The organism is uncultured Arthrobacter sp., from assembly GCF_902805515.1.
In the GTDB taxonomy this organism is placed as follows: Bacteria; Actinomycetota; Actinomycetes; order Actinomycetales; family Micrococcaceae; genus Arthrobacter_D.
This window is the reverse complement of sequence record NZ_CADCTE010000099.1, coordinates 21,629-40,894: the sequence shown is the minus strand read 5'-3', so window position 1 is coordinate 40,894 and position 19,266 is coordinate 21,629. Positions and strand designations below refer to the sequence as shown.

Genomic DNA, 19,266 nt, shown 5'->3' with positions numbered 1-19,266 from the left:
TGGGGCGTGACCAGACGGGTGCTCGTCTGCTGCGTTCTGAGGTGACCGTCAGCGCCGAGGATGCTGACCGCCCCCGTGGCTTGTGGTGTGCGGACGTGGCCGAGCGCCGTGGGGATGCGGAGCTCGGTGGCGAGGATGCGCGGCGGGTTGGCTACAGGGACGAGTGAACCGACGTGCCACGCCGAGCCGCGGGTGCTGGTCGCCTGCCCGAGGGTGCGCCATGTCGTTGCCCTCGACTGGGCGACCGTCGATCGCGTGGCCCATGTGGTGGCCCTGCTGGTCGTGGTCGCTGTCCGCGCGTCCCACGACGTCGCCAGGGTCCGCTCGATGCGGGCCAGGGTGTCCCAGCTCGCGGCCCGCGTTGTGGAGACGGCAGTCCGGGCATCCCAGGTCGTCCCCCGAGATGTCGTGACGCTCGTCCTCGTGCGCCACGTGGTCGCTCGGGTCGTCGTGACAGTGGTCGCCGCGGGGCCGGCGACACTCCACGTCGTCGCTCGCGTCGTGGTGACGGCCGCACGTGCCCGCCATGTCGTCGAGCGGGTGGCGGTGACGGAGGCGAGAACGTCCCAGGTGGTGTCCCTCGTCGAGGCGGCAGGCGACAGCACATCCCATGTCGTGGCTCGGGTCGTTGCGGCAGCAGTCCGCACCCGCCACGTGGTGGCCCTGCTCGTGGCAGGCGTCGTGCGGACGTCCCACGTCGTGGCGCGGGTAGTGGTGACAGCCGCGCGAACCCGCCATGTCGTGGCGCGGCTTGTCGTGGTCGAGCTGACAACGCCCCATGTGGTCGCACGGCTCGAGGTGGCAGCGGTGAGCACGTCCCACGCTGTCGCCCTGGTGACCGCGACAGCGGCGCGGACACGCCAAGTGGTGACCCGTGACGTGGTGACCTGCGCGAGGGCGCTTGCGGCAACGTTCCAAGTGGTGCTCCGTGTGGCCGTGACGGATGTCGTGGTGGCGCCGGAGATGTCGCCGCCCGACCAGTTGTCCCAGGTGTTGCCCGCGTCGAACATCGAGGCGGTGCCCCAGAAGCCGACGCCGTCGTTGGTGTGCGTGGTCGTCAGCGGCGAGAGGCTCGTGGCCCTGCGGAGGACCTCGACGTCGTTGATCTTGCCGACGAGCTCGGCAGTGGCCGCGACGTACTCAAGTCGGAGCACGTCGCCGGCAACGACTGGCGTCACCGTGACGGTGGCACCAAGTGCGATCTGCCCGGTGACGTTTGCGCTCTTGATGCGGATGGATGCGGTGTTGTGGGTGACGCCCGAGATGGTGAAGGCGTAGAAGTCGCCCGTGGTGCCGACCGTGGAGGCGACGGGCGGCATGAGCACGGCCGGTCCCGCGAAGACGCTGGTCGACGAGAGTCCGGTCCAGGTGATCTGGGAGAACATGCTCGTCGACGAGGGCCGACTCGTGTACCGCATCGCGGCAGCTGTCGCCGACGATGCGACGAGTCGGTCGCCCGAGACGGCCAGGACTGTGCCGGTGGCTTCCCAGTTGGCACCGACCGGCCCGTCTGCACGGTTGAAGTCGTCGGAGAACGTGCTGCCGCCGGATGATGCCAGGACGTTCCATGAGGTGGACCGCGTCGCAGTGACGGCGGTCTTCGCGGGCGGGGCGAAGAACTGCGCGTCGAACATGTCCTCGGACAGCCCGAGCATGGACGGTCCACGGTTGCGCCCACCCTGCAGGAGTAGGCGGCTATCCGACGCGGCCACGGATCACCCCTGCGCGATGCCGAAGTTACCGAGGATCGAGCCGGTGCTGGTTGCGGTCAGCAGCGAGATCAGCTCGAGGCAGGCGTCATCGGGACACTGCTGCAGGTCGGTCTCAGCCCAGCCGAGTTGGAACCCACCTCCGGCCACCGGGACGAAGCCGGTGAGCAGCGTCCGCCGCAGCACCAGACCGACGTTGCCCGCGGTGCCCGAGCTGGTGCCGATGGTGAGCGACTGGACCGACTGGACTCCGGTGTCACCCGTGGCAAGCGCGAATGGGTAGGTCCGGCCTAGGGTCCAGCCCGAAGCCGGAACCCCGCCGACGAGCGTCGCCGTACGGCCTGCGGTGCCGGCCTGGTTCGTGTATGACGCCGTGACGGTCGCCGACGCGGTCGCGCCACCCGCGTTGTAGATCTCAAGCCACAGCTCGACATCAGTGGCGCCGGTCGCGCGAGCAGGGAGTGCGAGTGCGGACACCGCCTGTGCGGTTGTCACGATGGATGACAGCCCCCCGAACTCGACGAGCCGGTCCGACAGCATGAGCGTCTGCGCGGCTGCCGCACCCCCCTCGAACGAAGAGATGTAGGAAGTGTTCGACGGGGCTGGGATCGCCATTGCCCCCTGCGAGGTGCGGGAGAGCGCATTGCCGGTCGTGGTCGGTGCCGACACTGCAGGGGGCGCCGGGTTGCCTGCAGTCCGGTAGTGGGCGGCGAACGCACCCACGGCGGCGCCTACCGAGCCCTTCTGGAACTGGACGGTCCGGCCCGCAGCAATCGCACTGATTAGGCCGTCACGGGTGGTGATCGCCATGCCTACTGTCCACCTCTCTGTAGCACGATGAAGTCCGCCCAGGTGATGCCCCGCAGCGAGTTGGCGTTGAGGAGGTTGCCCCACACCGGGCGACCGGCCGACTCCTGCTCAGCCTTGAGCGTGGACTCCCCGCCCGCGTTGTCGCCCACGTACATGCCGCGCCGCTGGAGGGTGCGTGCGATGACGAGGCCGGCGGGGGACAGGCCGCGGGTGGTCAGGTCGAGGTCCGCGCGGATCGCCAGCCGCTCACCCTCGGTGCCCCACCCGTTCTTGGCGGACTCGGTCCCGGTCATGGGGTGCGTGTAGCCCGAGGTCGTCAGGGACTCGCAGATGAAGAAGTGCAGGACGTGGCCGAGGTCGGTGTTGTTGGCGATGGCGTGTTCCATGAGGTCGCGCCGAATCCACATGGCGTCGGAGATCCGACCACGGCTGGTGAAGTTCCGCTTGTCGTTGGACTTTGGGTTGCGGTAGTCGAGCCCGTTGGAGCTATGCCAGGTGATGCCGGCCGACTCCACGTCGACCAGGAACGTGCCCGGCACCCGCGACGCCTTCGTGATGAAGACCGTGAACCCGGACGCCATGTCCATGACGCCGCCCGGGGAGTCGGACGTCCCGGTCAGGCTGTCCCCGAACCACTGAGGCGCGTGGAAGCCCTTCGTCTGCAGTACCGCGTTCTGAGCGTTCTTGGCGCCGTTGATGTTGCGGACCTTCCAGACCGGGTCACTCGCCTTGCCCTCGGCGTACGCGCTGCCCCAGAGGTTGCCGTCGACACCCTTGATGATCGGGTAGGCGTAGGCGCGCTGGTCGGGGTGGGTGCCCATGAAGCTGCGGAAGGCCGACGTCTTGGCGGTGTCGATCCCGAGGCCCTCGACGGTGCTCTTGTGGTACGAGTCGGCCGTGTAGGGGATGAACGGTCGCCCAGATGTCGGCGGCTCCGGCTCGGGGTCAGGGGTGGGCTCGGGGTCCGGCTCCGGGTCGGGAGGCGGGGTGACCGGGTGAGCCTCGGCCATGTGCGCGTCATACTCAGCCACCCGCGCCTCAAGCGCGTCGACCTCAGCCTGGCGCGACGCTGCACCCTCGGCGAACCGCTGGTCGCCGTACTCGTCGACCGCCGAGAGGACCGAGCCCATGTCAGCCATCACAAGCTCCCGGTGTCTCCGGTAACAGCGATGGTCGCGCCATCGTTGGACAGTGCCGCAGTGTTCGCAGCCGTGCGGCGAATCCAGAACGCGCGCGTCTGGCCCGACGGGATGTTGCCCAGCGAGAGGCCCGCGCCGACCGTGGTGGGCGAGGAGAACGCCGAGACGCCGGTCGGTGCCGTGGTCTCGGTCGCGATCTCCGCTGCCTGCGCGGAGGCCGACCCGATGGCCGAGGCCGCGATGTTGTCGGTGGCGATGGCGATGGACGCACCGCCTGCCGTCTCCGCGGACAGGTAGACCACCGTGTTCTCGAGCGTGTTCGCCGTGTTGGAGTTGTGGACGAAGATGCAGCGATAGTCCACGGTGCTGGCGGCGTTCTCGGCACCGGACACGTCGTCGAACAGGTCGTTGAGCGCGCCACCCGCCCACGCCGTGGTGGAGATGTACTTGCCGAGCGACCCCGTGGCGGTGCCAGCGGTGCTGTTGCCTGCCGCGCCACTCTTGACGCTGTACTTGAGGAGGATCTCCCCGGCGGTGATGGCTGCCATGTCTGTCTCCTGAGGGTTAGGCGGATCAGAGAGCGCGAGCGAGGATGATGACGACGACCACGACGACGAGGCAGACGAGTGCGAGGCCGACCAGCGACTCGCCCTGGTCGTTCTTGCGGTGGTCGGGCATGACGGCCTTGCCGAGGATGCCGCGGTCGGACAGGTCAGCCTTCGTGGCGGGCGGCTGGACCGACTCGCGCTGGTGCTCGCCCTGCGGGTCCTTGTTGGGCAGCGCGAACACGGCGGCGAGACCGACGAGGGTCGACATGACGACGGCCACCCACTCCTGCGCGGTCACGAGCTGGTCGTGGTCGAGCGCCTGGTAGAGCGAGGACAGGCCAGCGACGAGGGCTCCGATGAGAGCCTTGGCGTACGGGGCAACCTTGTTCATGCGTGCATCTCCTTGCGGTAGTGGTCATCGAGGATGTTGCGGCCGAGACGCCGCAGGGTGGCGAGGTAGATGACGGGGAAGGCCAGCGCGCCCAAGCCCGCGAACATGGCGTCTCGGGGCGTGACGTGCATGGCTAGACCCGCTCGAGGTGGGCCAACAGCCAGGGGTGGTCGATGCCCTCGACCTTGAGCACCTCGCGGCCGGCGAACTTGAGCCCGCGGGTGTGGCACAGGTAGTCGACGTGCTCGTTCCAGATCCGCAGCCCAGCGGCACGGAGCATGACCTTGAGGAACCGCTTGCGGGTCTGCAGGTCGCCGGTCAGGACGACATGCTCACCGCGGCGCTTGGCCTGGCGTACCTCGCGGAGGGTGGCGTGCATGACCCGCAGCCACGGACCCCTGCCGACGAACAGCGGCGACGGGTGCGCGTGGACGTGGGTGACCCACTCGCCCGACCAGCGATAGGTGACGGCGTACACCCACCGCTCGGGGGCGTACTTGCGTGGCTCGCCTGGACCTGTGGCGCGGACGGCTCGCACGAGGCGGGTCTGCCTGCCCTTGCGGAAGCTGATGGGGTTGTCGCCAGCATCGCCGCGGGGTGACGGGACGACGCGGGTGTGGGTGCGGGTGTTGCCCATGCGGATGAGGTAGTCGGGGCGGCGGGCGAGTTCGTCGGCCATGCGGTACGCCTCGGACCACCCGATGCTGTCCGCGCCCGTGCCCTCAGCGGTCTCGATGGTGTCGAGGTCGAAGCGGGGTGCGTAGCCGGGGGCGTGCAGGATGATGAGGGTTGACCTCACGGGCGGTCCCCTGAGAGTGATGGATGGTAGGCGTGAAGCCCCTCATGCCCGAGAACTAGCCAGCACTCATCGTGGTAACAGCGGGCTTCGTCATCCTCGGCGAACCGTCGCGCATTCACAGCGCGTCCCGTCGTGCCCGCAGCCGCTTGAGGGTCGCGGCGATCCTCTTCTTCTGCTCGACCAGCTCGTGGACGCGGGCGGTCAGGCGAGTGCGAAGAAGCGGTCGGACCATCAGCCGCTGATACTCGGTGAGAAACTCGTTCCACGGAAACGCAGCGCCGGGGTCGGAGCGGCGGCCCGGGTCGCGCTCGCCGTGGCTGATGAAGCCAGGGACGCGGACCTCAGACTGTGCGCGCGTGATTCGACCGTGCGGAACCGTGATGCCATGGGTGTCGCGCAGCCAGGTCGCCGCCTCGGCCGCAGCCTCAGCGCCCTGACGCACCATCGCCGACCGCCGCTCGGCGCTCATGCCAGGCCAGCCCGCAGCCTTGCATGCGAACGAGATGTGGATGGCGTGGTAGTTCGAGCCGGTGCCGTCGCCGTACGCCTCAGCGTCAAACGGGACCAGTCGCACGCGCGAGTTCGAGTCGACGATCGTGTGGTACGACCCATAGGTGCTTCGGTTGGCAATGAATGCGGCCACACCCTCAGCGCCCGTGTCGTCGCCGATGATGTCGAGCGCCGACTCGGCAGTGTGGATGACGATCACACCGGACGGCTTCTCTCGGCGCGGCTGGCGGAACTGGCGGATGCGCGGCGGGTTCTCCTCGAGATACGTGGGCATCGCGGACCTCCGATGAAGTTGTTTGCTGGATCTGACGCGAATGAAGGGTCAGCGGCGACGCGGGCGGGTGTGGAACTCGCGCAACATGGCGATGAACGCGCACCAGACGCCCACGAGGATGAACGTGATGCCCGTGTTGCGTATCGCGTACCGGCCGGGGTAGTCGGGCCCGAGGACAAGCAGCGCCGCGGTGAACCACAGCAGGGTCGCCAGGCCGGTCGCCTTGAACAGCAGCGCCATGCCGATCCACGACTTCCACCAGCGAGCGCGGCAGACGTAGATCACCGGGTAGAGGGTGGCGGCCGGCAGGGTCAGGATCACCAGCCAGCCGAAGTAGTCCAGGTCCCAGCTCACGACGCGCGCTCTCCTTGATAGACCGCCCTGATGCGGGCGGCGAAGTGGTTCTCGGCCATCAGTCGGTCGCGTTCCTGTGTGGCGCGCTCGACTCGCGGGCGCATGTGCAGGTGCAGCTCCATCGCCTCCCGCACCGCCTCGGGTGTCGGGATCGCTGGCTCTGGCTCGCACGCTTCGGGTCGCCGCTTCTTTCTAAACGGGTTCCACATCACTCCGGCTCCTCCACATGAGGGATCGCCCGCAGCAGTCGGTTGGTCGTCTCCTGGCCGGTGAGGATCTGGGACATGAGGCCCTTCTGATCCAAGAAGTTGTCGCGCCAGACGTCACGGTCGGCGCGCACGTCGGCGAGCTCGCGCTCGTGTGCGACCCGCGACGCCTCAGCCTCGCGGCGTGTGATGAGGGTTCCGCGGGCGAGCATCCAGAACAGGGCGACAACGATGCCGACGACGCCGATGCCGTTGAGCAGGGCAGGTGGTATCGCTTCGATCATCCCGAGAGACCCCGTTCGATTGGCCCATCTCTATGCGGGAGTGGGTGGGGGCGGTTACGTTGCTCCGATCCGCGCGTCACGGTTGCCCCCGAGACGCGCGGCTAGGGGCCAGTCGATGCGACTGGCCCCGCTTCCTTGTTCAGTCGGTCAGCGGCAGAACCCGTGGACCTGAGCGACCCGCGGGTTGGGCTTCACGAAGATGTGGTCGAGCGCGATGCCGACCGCCTGCGAACCCGCGACCCGGACATCCTGACCCTCGAAGCGGATGACGACACGGCCGGGGATCTCGCCAACCATGTCGGCGGGGGGCGAGCCTTCCCAGCAGTCGTTGGCCTGCATGAGCGCGACGGGCGAGCCCTGCGCGACCGGCTTGGAGGGCTCGATGTTGGTCTCGGTAGCGGTGCCGTAGAGCAGGACCGAGGCGAGGCCGACCACGATGAGGAGGTTGTGGCCGAGGGCGCGGGCGAGACGGCGGGTCATGTTGCCACGGTGCGCCGGGTTCGCCGTCCGCGCGTCGGTAGAAGTACGCATCTGCGGTACGTAAGTGGCGGCGATTCCCCGTGTGCTCATGTGTCGAGTATGTACGAACGTCTTTACATCTGTCAATACATTCGTAATGATGGGTCCATGAAGATCATGGAGAGCGTCAATACGCCGACTACCGTTCCGCCCGTGGGCAAGCCGAAGATGGTCATGCGCTCCCTGCGCGTGCCGGAGAAGTTGTGGAACGAGGCAAAGGCGAAGGCGGACGCCGAGGACAAGAACATCAGCGACGTGGTGCGCGAGCTGCTGGCCGGATGGGTGGGCGAGGACTAGCTCGCGGCGATGACGTCCACGAATGACCGGGGCGCCGTGTTGACCGGCTCCACGTAGATCGTGTCGTCCCCAGCGGTGTAGCGGGTCTTGCCGATCACCGTGTCGAGGTGCAGCGCAGAGCCTCCCGTGTAGGCGAGGCCGAACGACCGCATCATCTGACCGGCGCGGACGTCAATCAGGGCGGCCGGCGAGCCGCCGAGGGTCTGGATCTGGTCGCGGGTGAGGGTCACACCGTTCGTCCACGCCCGCTGTGCGTGGTCGCGGGTCAGCATCCCGGCGAGGATCGACTGTGCGGCGGTCAGGGTCATCTTGCCCCGCTCCGACAGATCGACCGCGACCTGCGGAGCGCCGCTGCCCGAGGTGGCCGTGGCGTAGAGGTTCGTCCCCGAGTCGAGGTAGCGACCCTTGAGCGTGCCCGCCCGGTCCTCGTCCGTAGAGCCGAACGCGGAGGCGTCGGGGGATGCCAGCCACATCGGCCCGCTCGGACCAGGGGTCATGTAGAGCTGACGCTGACCGTCGACCCCCCACCGCTGGCCGGTCTGCTCGGCGTACTCGTCGAGGAGCTGCCCGGCCGAGATGGGGTTGCCGGTCGCGTCGCCAGCCACGGGGCCCGAGACGCTGACCGAGTTGAGCCCCTGCCACCCGGCGGCCTGCGCTGTGGTGATGGCGGTTCCCATGTCGCGGGTGTTGTTGCCGACGCCGTCGAGGGCGAGATACTGCCGCGCCGCGGACGCGAGTCCGTAGGCCGTACATTCCCACGTCGTGCGGTCGGGCTCGGACAGGATCCCCGACCACACCGGCATCGGGCCGCACATGACCTCGACCACCGCGCCCGTCTGCAGCGCCTGGTGCTGTGAGCGCATCGTCAGCGAGAACGCCCACGAACACGACCCTGAGCCGCCGTCCGCCCACGTCTCCCACGTCGGGGGCGTGTGGGCGGCGATCTCCGTGGCCGGATAGCTGCCGATGCGGAGCCAGATGCTAGACACGGCGGGCGCCCCTACTCTGCCGCGTTTGAGTGCCAGCGTCGGTACAAAGTGGCGTCCGTCTTGGGATGGTTGCCGCCAGAGGTCGCGGTGAACACAGCCGTCCCGTTGGGGTCGAGGGTGTGGTTGCCCATCGCCAGCACGCCCGCCCCGGGATGCGTGCGAGCCGAGGCGCTCGAGCCTTCCCAGACGGTGGGAACGGGGGTGTTCACGTCGGGCGAGTCAAGCCAGATGTGCGGGCGTGCGGTGTTGACGACCGTCAACGCGCAGTTGTCGTCTACGCGGAAGAGCCACCACTCGTCGATCTGCACCCCCACGGTCGCTGCGTCGAGGTTGAGGATGTCGATCTCGACCTTGCCCGTCGTCATCCGAGCTGACGGGAGTGTCAGGACGCCCAGACCGACGAAGTACCACGAGTTGCTAACGGGGAACTTCACGGGCGTGCGGAACCCAACCTCGTTGATCTTCGACGCGCCCGTCGGGATGGTCGACGTCAGCACCTCAATCCGCGCCGTCGCCGCCGCCGACGGGTACAGCCTCGCCGCGAGCAGGTACGCGCCAGGCGGCAGGGACTCAGACGGCACTGCCGAGACGACGTGGTTGGGGTGAATGTGCTCGAAAGCGCCCGAGAACGTGTTGGGGTCAGCGGTCACGGTGTTGCCGAACGTGCGCCACCGACGCTGCGGGGGTGAGTAGCCCGCACCCGACTCGGGGGAGGTGTGAACGATGGCCGTGCCAAGCGCCGTAGACCCATCCGCAGCCTCGACGTGGATGCTCGCGGGGGTGCGCTCCGTGCCGCCTGGCGTGATGACGCGCGCCTGCTGCCTCGCCGTGACACCAGGAACGAGGGCGGTGCGGTTCAGGTTGCGGATGATCAGACCCTGATACGTCTGCGACGGGTCGTTCGTCCGGTGCCAGAACGTGATCGAGCTCGCCGTAACCCCCGTGGTGTCCCACGTGACCTGATAGTGCGAAGACCCGTCGGTGAGCTTCCGCGTCTCAAGGTGCTGCAGGATGCGCTGCGTCGGGAGGCCGCTGTCGATGATCGCAATGACAGTGGTGGACGTCGACCCCATCACCCGCAGCTCCGCGACGAGGTAGCGCGTCGTTGAGAAGTTGACCGACCCCGTGCGGGTCAGCGTCCACGTCTCGGGGGCCGTGCCGGTGGCGTTGTCCAGCTCCGCGACGCCGATCGCGCCGGCCTCCCAGAAGGTGGTAGCCGCAGCCGATGCGCCGTTGCGTGTCGCCGTCCACGCCGGACCCTCGGTGTTGCAGTTGTCGACGAGAGCCGTGGTCGACCCCGACGGGAGGGCGGGGATGACGACCGGGTTGACCGACCGCGCGTGGGGGGCGCAGGTGAGGGTCACGACGAACGTGCGCCGACGACGCAGCTCGGCGAGGTCGTCAAACGTCTGCCGCATCTCCGAGTCGATGACATCGAACACGGTTGCCACGGCACCCGCCGGCTGCCACGTCAGCGTGTTCGACTTGCCGATCTCGCCACGAAGGGCAGCCTCGCCGCGCGCGACCGCGGCCAGGGACGGGCCCGTGATCTCCACCGCGAAGGTCACCTCGCGGTTCCCGTAGCGGGTCGTGCGGGTCAGATCGCCGTCTGCAAGGAGAGAAACGACGATCTCTCGCACCGACGTCGCAGCGCCGTACGTCGCACCCTCCGCGAGCACGTTGAAGACGTAGCCATAGGTCGGGTCGGCGGTGGTGTGAGTGAGGGGAAGAGTGCCGAGTGTCAAGGTGTGACTCACTTGCGGGGCCCCTTGTTCTTGTCGCGGTGGGCCTTAGTCGAGGCGCCATCAAGGGCAGCAGCGGTCGCTTCGCCCGTGCGGTCGGCGTTGCGCTCCTCACGCCTCGCCCGGGCGGCCTCGCGGCGCTCCTTGGCAGCCTCGCGCTGGCGCTGCTCTTTGTTGAGCATCCGAAGCTCGGCCTTGATCTCGACGAGCTCGGCCTTCTGCTCGGCGAACACAGCGCCCGCATCCTTCATCTGGCCGCCGTAGACCGACTCGGCACCAGCGGCGCCGACGGTCCCAATGAGTGCCTGCCGCTGGTTGTACTGCGACTGGAACGTGCTGACCCCGCCCGAGGCCAGCAGGGACGACAGGTCGGCGTTGCTGCCTTCCGTCAGGGCTGCCTCGAGCGCCGGGCCGGTGAGGCCCGCGGCGGCGAGTGCTGATTGAAGGGTGGCGCGCTCCTGCAGGCCCGCGATGTCGGTGGACAGGTTCTGCATCCACCCGCCGGTCGTGACGGTGCGCGGGCCCTGAGCGCCGGCACCCCAGATGTTCGAGTCGCCGGCGATCTCCTCCGTCTGGCTGTCGAACAAGCCCGTGCGGAAGCTGGCAGTGGTGGCCGAGGCGAGATTCTCCATCAGCCCGCCGATGCGCTCAACCTCGGCGCGGTCCGCCTCGAGCTCCTTGGTCTCCCGGTCGAGGAGCTTGCCGTGCTTCTCGATGGCCCTCTTGAGTCCGCCAAACTGGCTGATGAGGTCGCGGACCTCGCTGCCCTGTCCGATGACGACAGCCTGCATCCCATTGCGGGACCAGTCCTTGTCCTTGTTGACGGGCCCACCATCGGCGAAGTGCATGGCGTTGAGGCGGTCGAACATGTGCGTGCCGTACTTGTCGACCGCGGCGGCCTTGATGACGTACTCACCGTTAGACAGGTAGGCCGGGATCGAGTCGGAGGTGGCGGTGCCGGGGCCGTAGACGGGGCCACCTGTGGCGAGGCTGTTCTGCGGGCCGATGCCAGTGTCGCCCACCTGCCGGTGGCGGACGTTCACGAACACGTCCTCGTCGGCGATGTTCCGAAGGTGGGCCTCAAGTGCCGCGATGCTGGCGTTGGCCGGGCCCGTATTCACGTTGATGTTCGGGTTGACATCCGACTCGTTCGCCGTCCGCAGGAGCTCGATCAAGCGGGCGATCTCGGCCTTCGGCAGGCCCATCTTCGCACCCATCGTGCGGATGTCTGCGATGGCGTTGGTGAGGAACTTCTTGCGTGCAGCACCCTCTAGGCTCTGGGCTACCTTGAGCGCCGCGCCAGCGATCCCATCAAGCGCCGCCTGGTTGTTGCGGCCCTTGGCGGTGTTGATGTCGAAGGTGCGACCGTTCTCCTTGAGGCCAGCAGTGAAGTCATCGAGTGCAGCCTCGTAATCGCGCAGGCCGGCACGCCCACTCAGGACCGCGTTGAGTCCCTCGATGGTGTGCTTGAACTCTGCCGCCTTCTCCTCTGCGGAGAGCAATGCGGACCCGAGATCAGCGACTCCGGGCGCCGCTGCGGCAGCAGAGTCGCCCGTCTTGCCATTGGCCTCGGCGAGCAGCTTGGCTTCCTTCTGTGCCTGCTTCTGCGCCTCTGTCTGCGCCTGGACGTTCGCGATGAACTGGTCGGCGTCGCCCGTGAAGTCGGCTGACCAGAAGCCGCCCTCGCCAGCCGTGGCCGCCTTGAGGACTTCCATCGCCTCCGCGCTACCGAGGGCCGCGTCGATCACGACGTCGGAGCTGACGCCGATGCTCTCGGCGTACTCGAGCCACCCCTCGTCGTTGAGATTGGTGGCGATCGCCTGCCGCGTCATGGCGCCGCTCTGGTCATCAAGGGCTGCTGTCAGCGTGTCGACGTACCCCGCCGTCTTGGACTGCTGCGCCATGTAGTCGCCGAGGATGACGGTGGCGCCGATCATTGCCAGACCCCAAGGCCCGCCCACGAAGGATGCGAACCCGCTCATCTTGCCCTTGGCAGAGTCGGCGGTGACGCCGAGGTTCGACAGGGCGTCACGGGTGTTAGATACGGCCTGGACGACCTTGGAAAACACGAACAGCCCGCCACCGAGAAGCGCGGTCGCGCCGAGGGCGATGCCTACGCCCGACTTCGCGCCCTCGCCGAGTTCGTTGTAGGCGTTGACCGCCTTCTCGAGGGACTGCACCAGGGACCGGAGGGGGCCCTGTGCGCCCTCACCCGTGCCGATGAAGGCGGTCGAGAGGGCGCCTCCCAGCTTCTCGATGTCGCCTGCGAGGTTGTCCTGCTTGATGGCCGCGGTCTCGGCTGCGTAGCCGGCGTCGTTGACGTTCTCCGTCCACTTCGCGATGCCCTCGGCGCCGTTGTCGTAGATGATCGAGGCGGCACGGACGGCATCGGAGCCGAAGATGGTCTCGAGGGCCATCATGCGCTGCTCGTTCGTGAGGTCCCCGAGGCCCGACTCCAACTGGCCTGCGAGTTCGGTCATGCCCACGAAGTTGCCCTGCGCGTCGAACGCCTGGATGTTGTAGAGCTCCATCGCGTCGCGCGCCTTCTTGCTGTTCGGCGTCAGCGAGGCGAGCATCGTCTTGAACGACGTTCCTGCGTCGGAGCCGAGCAGCGACTGCTCAGCCAGCGCGGCCAGGGTGCCGGTCGTCTCCTCGAGCGTGAGGCCCGTCTGTGCCGCGACGGTGCCGCCCATCTTGAGGGCGTAGACCATGTCGGACACTTCGCCCTGCGCCTTGCCAGCAGCGGCGGCAAGGAGGTCGGCGATGTGGGGAACCTGCTCACCCTCGAGCCCGAACTGCGCCATCGCGCCCGCGGCGGCCTCTGCAGCGTCGGCCACCTCCATCTCGCCAGCAGCAGCGAGGGATAGGGCGCCGGTCAGTCCGCCATCGAGGATCTCGGTGGTGGTGACGCCCGCCTTCGCCAGGTTCTCGATCCCGGCTGCTGCCTCGTTCGCCGAGAACGCGGTCTCCGCGCCAGCTTTGAGTGCCGCGGCGCGCAGTTGCTCCATGCCCTGCGCCGACTCGTGAGTCGCTGCCTCGACGGCGCTCATGGCCTTGTCGAAGTCGGCGGCCGACTTCACCGCAGCGCCCAGACCGGCAGCGGCGACGAGGCCGACCTTGCCCGCGGCACCACCAAGGGAGTCGAGGCCCGCACGGAACTTCTCGCCGTCCTTGGTGGCGGCGGTCATGTCACCGGCCGACTTCTTAACCGACGCGCCCGCGGCGGCCATCTGCGCCTTGAACTGCTGCACGTCGGCTTGGAGGCGGTAGACAACTGTCCGGTCAGCCATTGACAACCTCCCGGCAGAGATAGGTGGGATTACCGATGCAGCGAGCTCGAGAGCCGATTAGCGTGGGGGTATGAACTCACCCATGCGACTCGCCTTGGTCTTTTTGGTGTTTGGGGTGGTGGTACTTCTCATCCCACTCATCGACAGCAGCCCTGACGCCCAGACCGCTCCCATTGGCGCGGCGCTACTCATCGTTGGCTTGCTGCTCGGGCTGGTCGGGGCCCTCCGTCGCGCCTAGTGCTTCCAGGTCGACATCGCTGACCCACACCGCGACGCCATCCAACGGACTCATCACAAGCTCGCCGTTCCCGTCGCGCTTCTCGAAGTCAAAGTCCTTGTGCTTGGCCTGCAAGCGCCGGATGCCCCACTCGCGCGTGGCGGTGGCCCAGCACACCGACTCCTGCGGGTGCCAGTCGATCGACGGGTCGGAGCATTGCGCGCGGAGGTTCCCGCACCGCGAACAGACGAGCGCATCCTCAGCCAGCAGAAGGTCGCGGTCGTCCTCAGGTAGCGCGCGCCAGTCCTCGAGTCGGTAGCCCCAGGCGCGCGCAACGCTCAGTTCCCGGCGTTGCTCGGGGTCCGCGAGGCGGGCAGTGATTTTGGGTCGTACTGCGCCACGTTCGCGAGCTGCCACGCACGGGTGAGGATGGTCTGGAACTCGCCCTCCGAGAGGGCGTCGGCCCACTCGTCGTAGGCGGCACGGCTGGTGAACTCCGGCGAGACGAGCGAGGCGTAGACGAGGTCGTCCTCAACGGTCGACGTGTTGAGACCCGCGAGCCGGTCGCCCTTGATCGTCTCGGGGTCACCCTCGACGCGTGCCGGGTGATTCTGCTTGAGGGTGCGCCACTCGCGGCGGCCAACGGCCTTGATGGTCACCGACAGGCCGGCTTCCTCAGCCTCGGCCTTGAGTGCCTCATACTCGCGCGACAGGACGTCGAACGGGTCCTCGTCGGCGAGGGTGCGGGGAGTCTTGTCGTTCTGCGCGGCCATCGCGGCAGCCCAGAGGCTGTTGAGTCGGTCCGGGTAGTCGCCAGTCAGGAGGCGGATCGTGGCAGTCTGAGCCATCACTTCACCGCCGCGGGGTCGGTGGTGATGTCACACACCGTCAGCCAGGCGCCGGGGGCGAACGTCGCTGCGTTGCCCCGACCGGTGGGGTACTGAAGGTGCAGGTGGCCGAGGTTGTCGACATGCCACTTTGTGACGTCGTCGAACTTCCAGGTGTCCTCGTGGTCGGGGACGATAACTTCGATCATGGCGGTGTCCTTGTGGTGGTGGTGGTGGTGAGACCCCCGACCGCGGAGGGCGACAGCGGTCGGGGGTCCGTCAGGTGGATCAGGCGACAGCGGCGACGTTCCAGGCAGGCTCGCCCGTGACGGCCACCGGGGAGACGGCGCGGTAGACGCCGGCCGCGTCGGTGCTCGTCTTGCCGGGAACCGCCTTGCCGATCTCCACGGGGATGACGTTGAAGAACTGACCGACGGTCGCCTCGGGGGCGGTCTGATCGGCCGTGACTCCCTGGCGCTGGACGAGGAAGCCCGACAGGCCACCCGCCTTGAACTTGTCCCACGCAGCCTTGCCGTCGGAGGCGGCGGCGGCCTGGGGGGCGAACGCGAAGTCGAGGTCGGTGAACGAGTACGACGTGACGTCGTTCGCCTCGTAGGACGTGAGCTCGCACAGCAGGCGCGGCAGAGACACCTTGCCGGTACTCGAGGTGATCCCCTCGAAGTCCGACCACAGGTAGCACGAGATGTTGAGACCCGACGCTGCGTTGATCTCGGTGATGGTGGGGGCGTTCTTGTTCGCAATCGCGGGGACGAAGAACCAGGAGTCCTTGCCGTTCGCGATGACGAGCTGAGGCTTCTTGGGTGCGACCATTTGCTTCTCCTTGTCGAGTGCGGCGTGGCCGCGTTACTTGTTGCTGGCCGCCTGGTCGGCGGTGGTCTTGTGCTTCGTCGGGAGCGGCTCGCCCCCGGCGTCGACGGCGTCCTTCTTGAGCACCGTCACGGCGTCCTCATCGAACGTGCCCGCGGGCATCGAAAACTCGTGGCCGGTCTGCTTGTCCTTTACGCGGACGTACTCGGGCATGGCGGGCTCCTCAGAATCGGTAGGTGTGGGTGATGTCGAGAACGCCCGCCGTATCGGGGTCTCGGTAGGGGGGGGTTGAGAGTTCCTGCCAGGCGACGGGGTCGCCGTCGAGCTCCGACAACTCCACGCCGTCGAACGCGACGAACGCCTTGGCTGCAGCGTCGACCAGCCCGTCGATCAGGCGACCGAAGAACTGGACGGTGAAGCGGCCGATCGGCTTGCCGGACCCGTCGAGCGTGCGGACGGTGGGTGCCCCGTAGGCCGGAGAGACCACGGCGTAGGGGTAGGAGGGGCTGGCAGGCACGGAGCCGAACTTGTAGACGCGGACCACGCCAGCGGTCGTGAGGCGCGAGATGAGGGCGTCTAGGTCACTCACGGCAGGAGCCCCTCGATCGCCTCGCCGAGGAGCTTCTCGACCGCGGGGGCCGTGGTGTCCATCGCTCGGAGGCCGTCGAGGTGGGGGGGCTGGTTCTCCGAGCCGAACTCGAAGCCACGACCCATGCCACCTTGGGGCCGCGACGAGTCGGGGCCAACCTCACCGATCACCGACCCGGCAAGGATGCGCGTGTCGTAGGTGATGCTGTTCGGGTAGTGCCGACCGTGCGTGCCGGACGTTGCTCGAGCGTTCGACTGCCACGCCTGCTTGGTGAGCTCGGCGCCGGCCTGGATTGCTGGCCGGGCGGTCGGAAGGGCTGCCTTGTCGGCAACCCCGAAGTCACGAGCGAGGGCGTAGAACTCGGAAGCGTCACCGGAGATCACGAGACGACCTCCTCGACCTGATAGCGGCGGGCCGTCTTGAACGTGCCCGCGACCGGAGCAGTGACGCGGAGACGTTGACCGACCACAGACAGGGACAGGGGGTGCGCCGCGGTGATCTCCCAGATGTCGCCAACCGAGAGCGGGGCGGTGTCTGCGGGGAGGTGAAGCTCGGTGCGGACCTCGACCGCGGTGCGCCCACCGACCTGCGCCTCGCGGGGCTGCACGCCGGCCGTCTGCACCTTGCACGCGGCGAAGAAGAGGGTTGCCGTGGCCTGCACCTCGATGCCATCCACGAGGACCCACTCGTTGTCGAGGAGTCTTAGACCGACGCCCGCGTCGACCATGAGTGCCTCGGCCATCGCGCGCATCTCGGGCAACGCGACGGTGACCTCGTGCATCACAGTTCGCTGCCCTCGGTCAACGCCCCGCCCTCGTACAGCGGGTATTCAAAGTTGGTGAGGTCGGCACCGCAGGAGCAATAGAGGGCAGCGAAGTAGAGCGCGCACCAGGGCATGTGGACGCCCGAGGTTCCCAGGGTGTCGACGGTGAACGCGCCGCCCTGTGCGCTTGCGACAGGGAGCAGGATCTTCCACTCCGCGTCGGTAATGGCTAGCGGGTCGCCGTCCACGCCAGGACCCTCGCGGCGGGTTGTCAGGGTGGCGTCGTCGATGGAGCGTGTAACGGAGGTGAAGCCGCTGGGGTTGGCGATCTTCCGCAGGACCGCGGACACCTCGACATCCCTGACGTCGTCCTCGGTGGGCGCTCCTAGCCCGACCTGTGTGGCGAGGACCAGGCTGGCTTGCGTGAAGCCGCGGGCGATGTTCCGCTCGGCCCGGGCCAGCCAGGCATCCCACTGGTCGGACTCCGCCTGGCTCGAGGCGGGGCGGCCAAGCTCAACTGCGACATCTTGTGCCGTTGCGTAAGTCATGGCCGCCCCCCTCGGTTACTTGCTGGACTTGCTGGACGTCGACCGCTTGGCCGGCGCCTTGGACTCGGGCTCGTCGGCGGGCGTATAGCCGACCGCGTACCGCTCGTCCTTGCTGTCATCGACGGAGAAGGTGACCCCCGTCGCGTCATTCACGAAGCGGCCCATCAGACGTTGGCGACCGCGTCACGCACGACGGCGAAGCCGTCGAGGTCCATGACACCCCAGCCGTAGACGACCTCGAGACGGAGGGCGATCTGGTTCTGACGCTTGAGGTCGCCCTGGCCGTCCGGGTCACCGAACTTGATGAGCTCGACCGGGATGCGACGCTGGACGCCCCACCGGAGCAGGGACCAGTCGCCGACGATGGCCTTGACGTTCGTGTTGGTCGCCTCGGGGGTGGCCGACACGGTGGAGGAGCTGTACGCCTGCAGACCCTCGAAGGTCGTCAGGTTGGAGCCGAAGCCCAGCTCCGGGTACTTCTTGCGGCCGTCGCCGTACCGGGCGGTCGCCACGGTCCAGGCGTAGGTCGGGTCGAACGCGATGCCGTTGGGGACATACCCGTCGGCGATGACCATGCCGGCCGCCTGCTCGATCACGGTGTCGGGCGTGTTCACCGTGGCGGTGACGAGCTCGACGCTGTTCGTCGTGGTGGCGAGTCGGTCACCGGCCACGATCGAGGCGATGGCGGTACCCGTGAGGGGGTTGATGCCGTGGAACACGCCGAGGTCGAGCGCGCGGGCGAGGGCGATGCCGCCCTCGTTGGCGAGGGTGGTGAGGACGCCGAGCTGGTAGTCCTCGTCGGCCCACTGGACCTCCTCGTTGAACCGCATGGTGACCTGCGCCTTGTGGGGCGTGACGACCTTGGTTCCGAAGGTGGCGTTGGTGGAGCCCTTGACGGCGCCCTCCCCGACGTACTCGGCGCGGGGGCGCCCGGTGAGGGTCATGTGGGTGACCTCGCCGAACTGCTGCGGCTCGGCGCCCGAAAGGGCGGCGACAGCGGAGCCGGTCGTGGCCTTGCTGAACATGCCAGCGGCGATGGTCTTGGGCAGAGTGATGTTGCTTGTAGCGAGGACGGCCACAGCCGTACTCCTTTCGGGTTAGTTCCCGGAGCTAAAGAGCTCTTGCGCGAACTGGCGCTCGGAACCCTCAGCGGGAGATGGGGTTTGGCCCTCGCGTGGCACGCGGTTGCCGTTCTTCTTGCGCTCGCCGGCCCACTCTTGGAGCTGCTCGGCGTACGCCTTGATGCCTTCTGCGGACCGTTCGGTCGGGCCGGCGAGGATTGCCACCGGGACGCCTGACGCGCTTGCCACCTCGGCCACGGTTGCCCGGAACTCGAGCGACGTGGCCTTTTCCTCGGCCTGCCGCAGGCGGTCGGCCGCCTTCTGCGACTCGGACTTCTGCGACTCCTCGAGTTCGCCGAGACGCTTTGCGGCGTCGGCGTTCTCCTTGGCGCGCTTCTCTTGCTCGCGGGCCTTCTGCTTCCAGAAGTCGACCGTTTCGGTGGGCTTCTGTTCGGCCTGGTCGGTAGTGGCGGGGGCTTCGGTCTCCGTTGCGGCGGCCTCTGCGGTCTGCTCGGACATGTGGTGCTCCCGTTGCGGGTTGTTCCCGGCCGTTGCGGTCGGGGAGGTCTGTG

At 67.9% G+C, this 19,266-nt stretch carries 28 protein-coding genes; 1 reads left to right on the top strand and 27 read right to left on the bottom strand.

Translation table 11 applies throughout. The annotated features are described in order from the left end of the window. The 12 genes from QZX79_RS08845 to QZX79_RS08790 all read right to left on the bottom strand — a co-directional run. On the bottom strand, nucleotides 1-1,655 hold a 1,655-nt coding region (locus tag QZX79_RS08845; protein ID WP_294567647.1), incomplete at its 3' end, for a hypothetical protein. A gap of 60 nt (nucleotides 1,656-1,715) precedes the next feature. Next, nucleotides 1,716-2,519 (bottom strand): hypothetical protein, encoded by an 804-nt coding sequence (locus QZX79_RS08840; RefSeq protein WP_294567645.1) that lies wholly within the window; start codon nucleotides 2,517-2,519, stop codon nucleotides 1,716-1,718. Nucleotides 2,520-2,521: 2 nt separating this feature from the next. Beyond that, nucleotides 2,522-3,658 carry a hypothetical protein gene (locus QZX79_RS08835; RefSeq protein ID WP_294567643.1) on the bottom strand — a complete coding sequence of 379 codons (1,137 nt, stop codon included), beginning with the start codon at nucleotides 3,656-3,658 and terminating at the stop codon, nucleotides 2,522-2,524. Next, a complete protein-coding gene (locus tag QZX79_RS08830) occupies nucleotides 3,658-4,206 on the bottom strand; it encodes a hypothetical protein (protein WP_294567642.1) in 549 nt (182 codons plus the stop codon). The genes QZX79_RS08835 and QZX79_RS08830 overlap by 1 nt, the downstream gene beginning before the upstream one ends. A 25-nt stretch (nucleotides 4,207-4,231) precedes the next feature. After that, the gene (locus tag QZX79_RS08825; RefSeq protein WP_294567641.1) at nucleotides 4,232-4,597 is read right to left on the bottom strand and encodes a hypothetical protein; all 366 of its coding nucleotides are present in this window, start codon (nucleotides 4,595-4,597) and stop codon (nucleotides 4,232-4,234) included. After that, nucleotides 4,594-4,728 (bottom strand): hypothetical protein, encoded by a 135-nt coding sequence (locus QZX79_RS08820; RefSeq protein WP_294567639.1) that lies wholly within the window; start codon nucleotides 4,726-4,728, stop codon nucleotides 4,594-4,596. Before QZX79_RS08820 ends, QZX79_RS08825 begins: the two co-directional genes overlap by 4 nt. Before the next feature lie 2 nt (nucleotides 4,729-4,730). Then, complete coding sequence (locus QZX79_RS08815) at nucleotides 4,731-5,396, bottom strand: hypothetical protein (protein WP_294567638.1); 666 nt, start codon at nucleotides 5,394-5,396, stop codon at nucleotides 4,731-4,733. A 115-nt stretch (nucleotides 5,397-5,511) separates the two neighbouring features. Beyond that, nucleotides 5,512-6,180: an N-acetylmuramoyl-L-alanine amidase gene (locus tag QZX79_RS08810; RefSeq protein WP_294567636.1), complete on the bottom strand. Its 669-nt coding sequence runs from the start codon at nucleotides 6,178-6,180 to the stop codon at nucleotides 5,512-5,514. A gap of 48 nt (nucleotides 6,181-6,228) precedes the next feature. Further along, nucleotides 6,229-6,534 carry a hypothetical protein gene (locus tag QZX79_RS08805; protein WP_294567634.1) on the bottom strand — a complete coding sequence of 102 codons (306 nt, stop codon included), beginning with the start codon at nucleotides 6,532-6,534 and terminating at the stop codon, nucleotides 6,229-6,231. Then, nucleotides 6,531-6,746 carry a hypothetical protein gene (locus QZX79_RS08800; RefSeq protein ID WP_294567632.1) on the bottom strand — a complete coding sequence of 72 codons (216 nt, stop codon included), beginning with the start codon at nucleotides 6,744-6,746 and terminating at the stop codon, nucleotides 6,531-6,533. Before QZX79_RS08800 ends, QZX79_RS08805 begins: the two co-directional genes overlap by 4 nt. Further along, nucleotides 6,743-7,024 (bottom strand): hypothetical protein, encoded by a 282-nt coding sequence (locus QZX79_RS08795; RefSeq protein WP_294567630.1) that lies wholly within the window; start codon nucleotides 7,022-7,024, stop codon nucleotides 6,743-6,745. The genes QZX79_RS08800 and QZX79_RS08795 overlap by 4 nt, the downstream gene beginning before the upstream one ends. Before the next feature lie 147 nt (nucleotides 7,025-7,171). Further along, on the bottom strand, nucleotides 7,172-7,555 hold the full coding sequence (locus QZX79_RS08790; protein ID WP_294567628.1) for a hypothetical protein: 384 nt from the start codon (nucleotides 7,553-7,555) through the stop codon (nucleotides 7,172-7,174). Between the two features lie 96 nt (nucleotides 7,556-7,651). On the opposite strand from QZX79_RS08790, the gene QZX79_RS08785 reads away from it, so the two are divergent. Continuing rightward, nucleotides 7,652-7,840 (top strand): hypothetical protein, encoded by a 189-nt coding sequence (locus QZX79_RS08785; protein WP_294567626.1) that lies wholly within the window; start codon nucleotides 7,652-7,654, stop codon nucleotides 7,838-7,840. On the opposite strand, the gene QZX79_RS08780 is transcribed toward QZX79_RS08785, so the two are convergent. The 15 genes from QZX79_RS08780 to QZX79_RS08710 form a co-directional block, all read right to left on the bottom strand. Next, nucleotides 7,837-8,829 carry a hypothetical protein gene (locus tag QZX79_RS08780; RefSeq protein ID WP_294567624.1) on the bottom strand — a complete coding sequence of 331 codons (993 nt, stop codon included), beginning with the start codon at nucleotides 8,827-8,829 and terminating at the stop codon, nucleotides 7,837-7,839. The two genes, QZX79_RS08785 and QZX79_RS08780, sit on opposite strands and share 4 nt — an antisense overlap. Before the next feature lie 11 nt (nucleotides 8,830-8,840). Further along, complete coding sequence (locus QZX79_RS08775; protein WP_294567622.1) at nucleotides 8,841-10,586, bottom strand: hypothetical protein; 1,746 nt, start codon at nucleotides 10,584-10,586, stop codon at nucleotides 8,841-8,843. After that, nucleotides 10,583-13,861, bottom strand: a complete 3,279-nt coding sequence (locus QZX79_RS08770) for a phage tail tape measure protein (RefSeq protein WP_294567621.1) — start codon at nucleotides 13,859-13,861, stop codon at nucleotides 10,583-10,585. Before QZX79_RS08770 ends, QZX79_RS08775 begins: the two co-directional genes overlap by 4 nt. A 184-nt stretch (nucleotides 13,862-14,045) precedes the next feature. Continuing rightward, the gene (locus QZX79_RS08765; RefSeq protein WP_294567620.1) at nucleotides 14,046-14,255 is read right to left on the bottom strand and encodes a hypothetical protein; all 210 of its coding nucleotides are present in this window, start codon (nucleotides 14,253-14,255) and stop codon (nucleotides 14,046-14,048) included. Between the two features lie 161 nt (nucleotides 14,256-14,416). Next, entirely contained in the window at nucleotides 14,417-14,926 is a 510-nt protein-coding gene (locus tag QZX79_RS08760; RefSeq protein WP_294567618.1) for a hypothetical protein, read from the bottom strand. Further along, on the bottom strand, nucleotides 14,926-15,114 hold the full coding sequence (locus tag QZX79_RS08755; RefSeq protein ID WP_294567616.1) for a hypothetical protein: 189 nt from the start codon (nucleotides 15,112-15,114) through the stop codon (nucleotides 14,926-14,928). Before QZX79_RS08755 ends, QZX79_RS08760 begins: the two co-directional genes overlap by 1 nt. Nucleotides 15,115-15,193: 79 nt before the next feature. After that, entirely contained in the window at nucleotides 15,194-15,736 is a 543-nt protein-coding gene (locus QZX79_RS08750) for a hypothetical protein (protein WP_294567614.1), read from the bottom strand. Nucleotides 15,737-15,769: 33 nt separating this feature from the next. Then, complete coding sequence (locus QZX79_RS08745) at nucleotides 15,770-15,946, bottom strand: hypothetical protein (RefSeq protein WP_294567611.1); 177 nt, start codon at nucleotides 15,944-15,946, stop codon at nucleotides 15,770-15,772. A gap of 10 nt (nucleotides 15,947-15,956) precedes the next feature. Further along, nucleotides 15,957-16,322, bottom strand: coding sequence for a hypothetical protein (locus QZX79_RS08740; RefSeq protein ID WP_294567609.1), 366 nt, complete (start codon nucleotides 16,320-16,322; stop codon nucleotides 15,957-15,959). Further along, nucleotides 16,319-16,705, bottom strand: coding sequence for a hypothetical protein (locus tag QZX79_RS08735; RefSeq protein WP_294567607.1), 387 nt, complete (start codon nucleotides 16,703-16,705; stop codon nucleotides 16,319-16,321). The genes QZX79_RS08740 and QZX79_RS08735 overlap by 4 nt, the downstream gene beginning before the upstream one ends. Then, the gene (locus QZX79_RS08730; RefSeq protein ID WP_294567606.1) at nucleotides 16,702-17,103 is read right to left on the bottom strand and encodes a DUF6093 family protein; all 402 of its coding nucleotides are present in this window, start codon (nucleotides 17,101-17,103) and stop codon (nucleotides 16,702-16,704) included. Before QZX79_RS08730 ends, QZX79_RS08735 begins: the two co-directional genes overlap by 4 nt. Continuing rightward, on the bottom strand, nucleotides 17,103-17,633 hold the full coding sequence (locus QZX79_RS08725) for a hypothetical protein (RefSeq protein WP_294567604.1): 531 nt from the start codon (nucleotides 17,631-17,633) through the stop codon (nucleotides 17,103-17,105). The genes QZX79_RS08730 and QZX79_RS08725 overlap by 1 nt, the downstream gene beginning before the upstream one ends. 15 nt (nucleotides 17,634-17,648) lie before the next feature. Further along, entirely contained in the window at nucleotides 17,649-17,786 is a 138-nt protein-coding gene (locus QZX79_RS08720) for a hypothetical protein (RefSeq protein WP_294567603.1), read from the bottom strand. An 11-nt stretch (nucleotides 17,787-17,797) separates the two neighbouring features. Further along, nucleotides 17,798-18,712, bottom strand: a complete 915-nt coding sequence (locus tag QZX79_RS08715) for a major capsid protein (RefSeq protein WP_294567602.1) — start codon at nucleotides 18,710-18,712, stop codon at nucleotides 17,798-17,800. An 18-nt stretch (nucleotides 18,713-18,730) separates the two neighbouring features. Continuing rightward, nucleotides 18,731-19,213 carry a hypothetical protein gene (locus QZX79_RS08710; protein WP_294567601.1) on the bottom strand — a complete coding sequence of 161 codons (483 nt, stop codon included), beginning with the start codon at nucleotides 19,211-19,213 and terminating at the stop codon, nucleotides 18,731-18,733. Nucleotides 19,214-19,266: the final 53 nt, after the last annotated feature.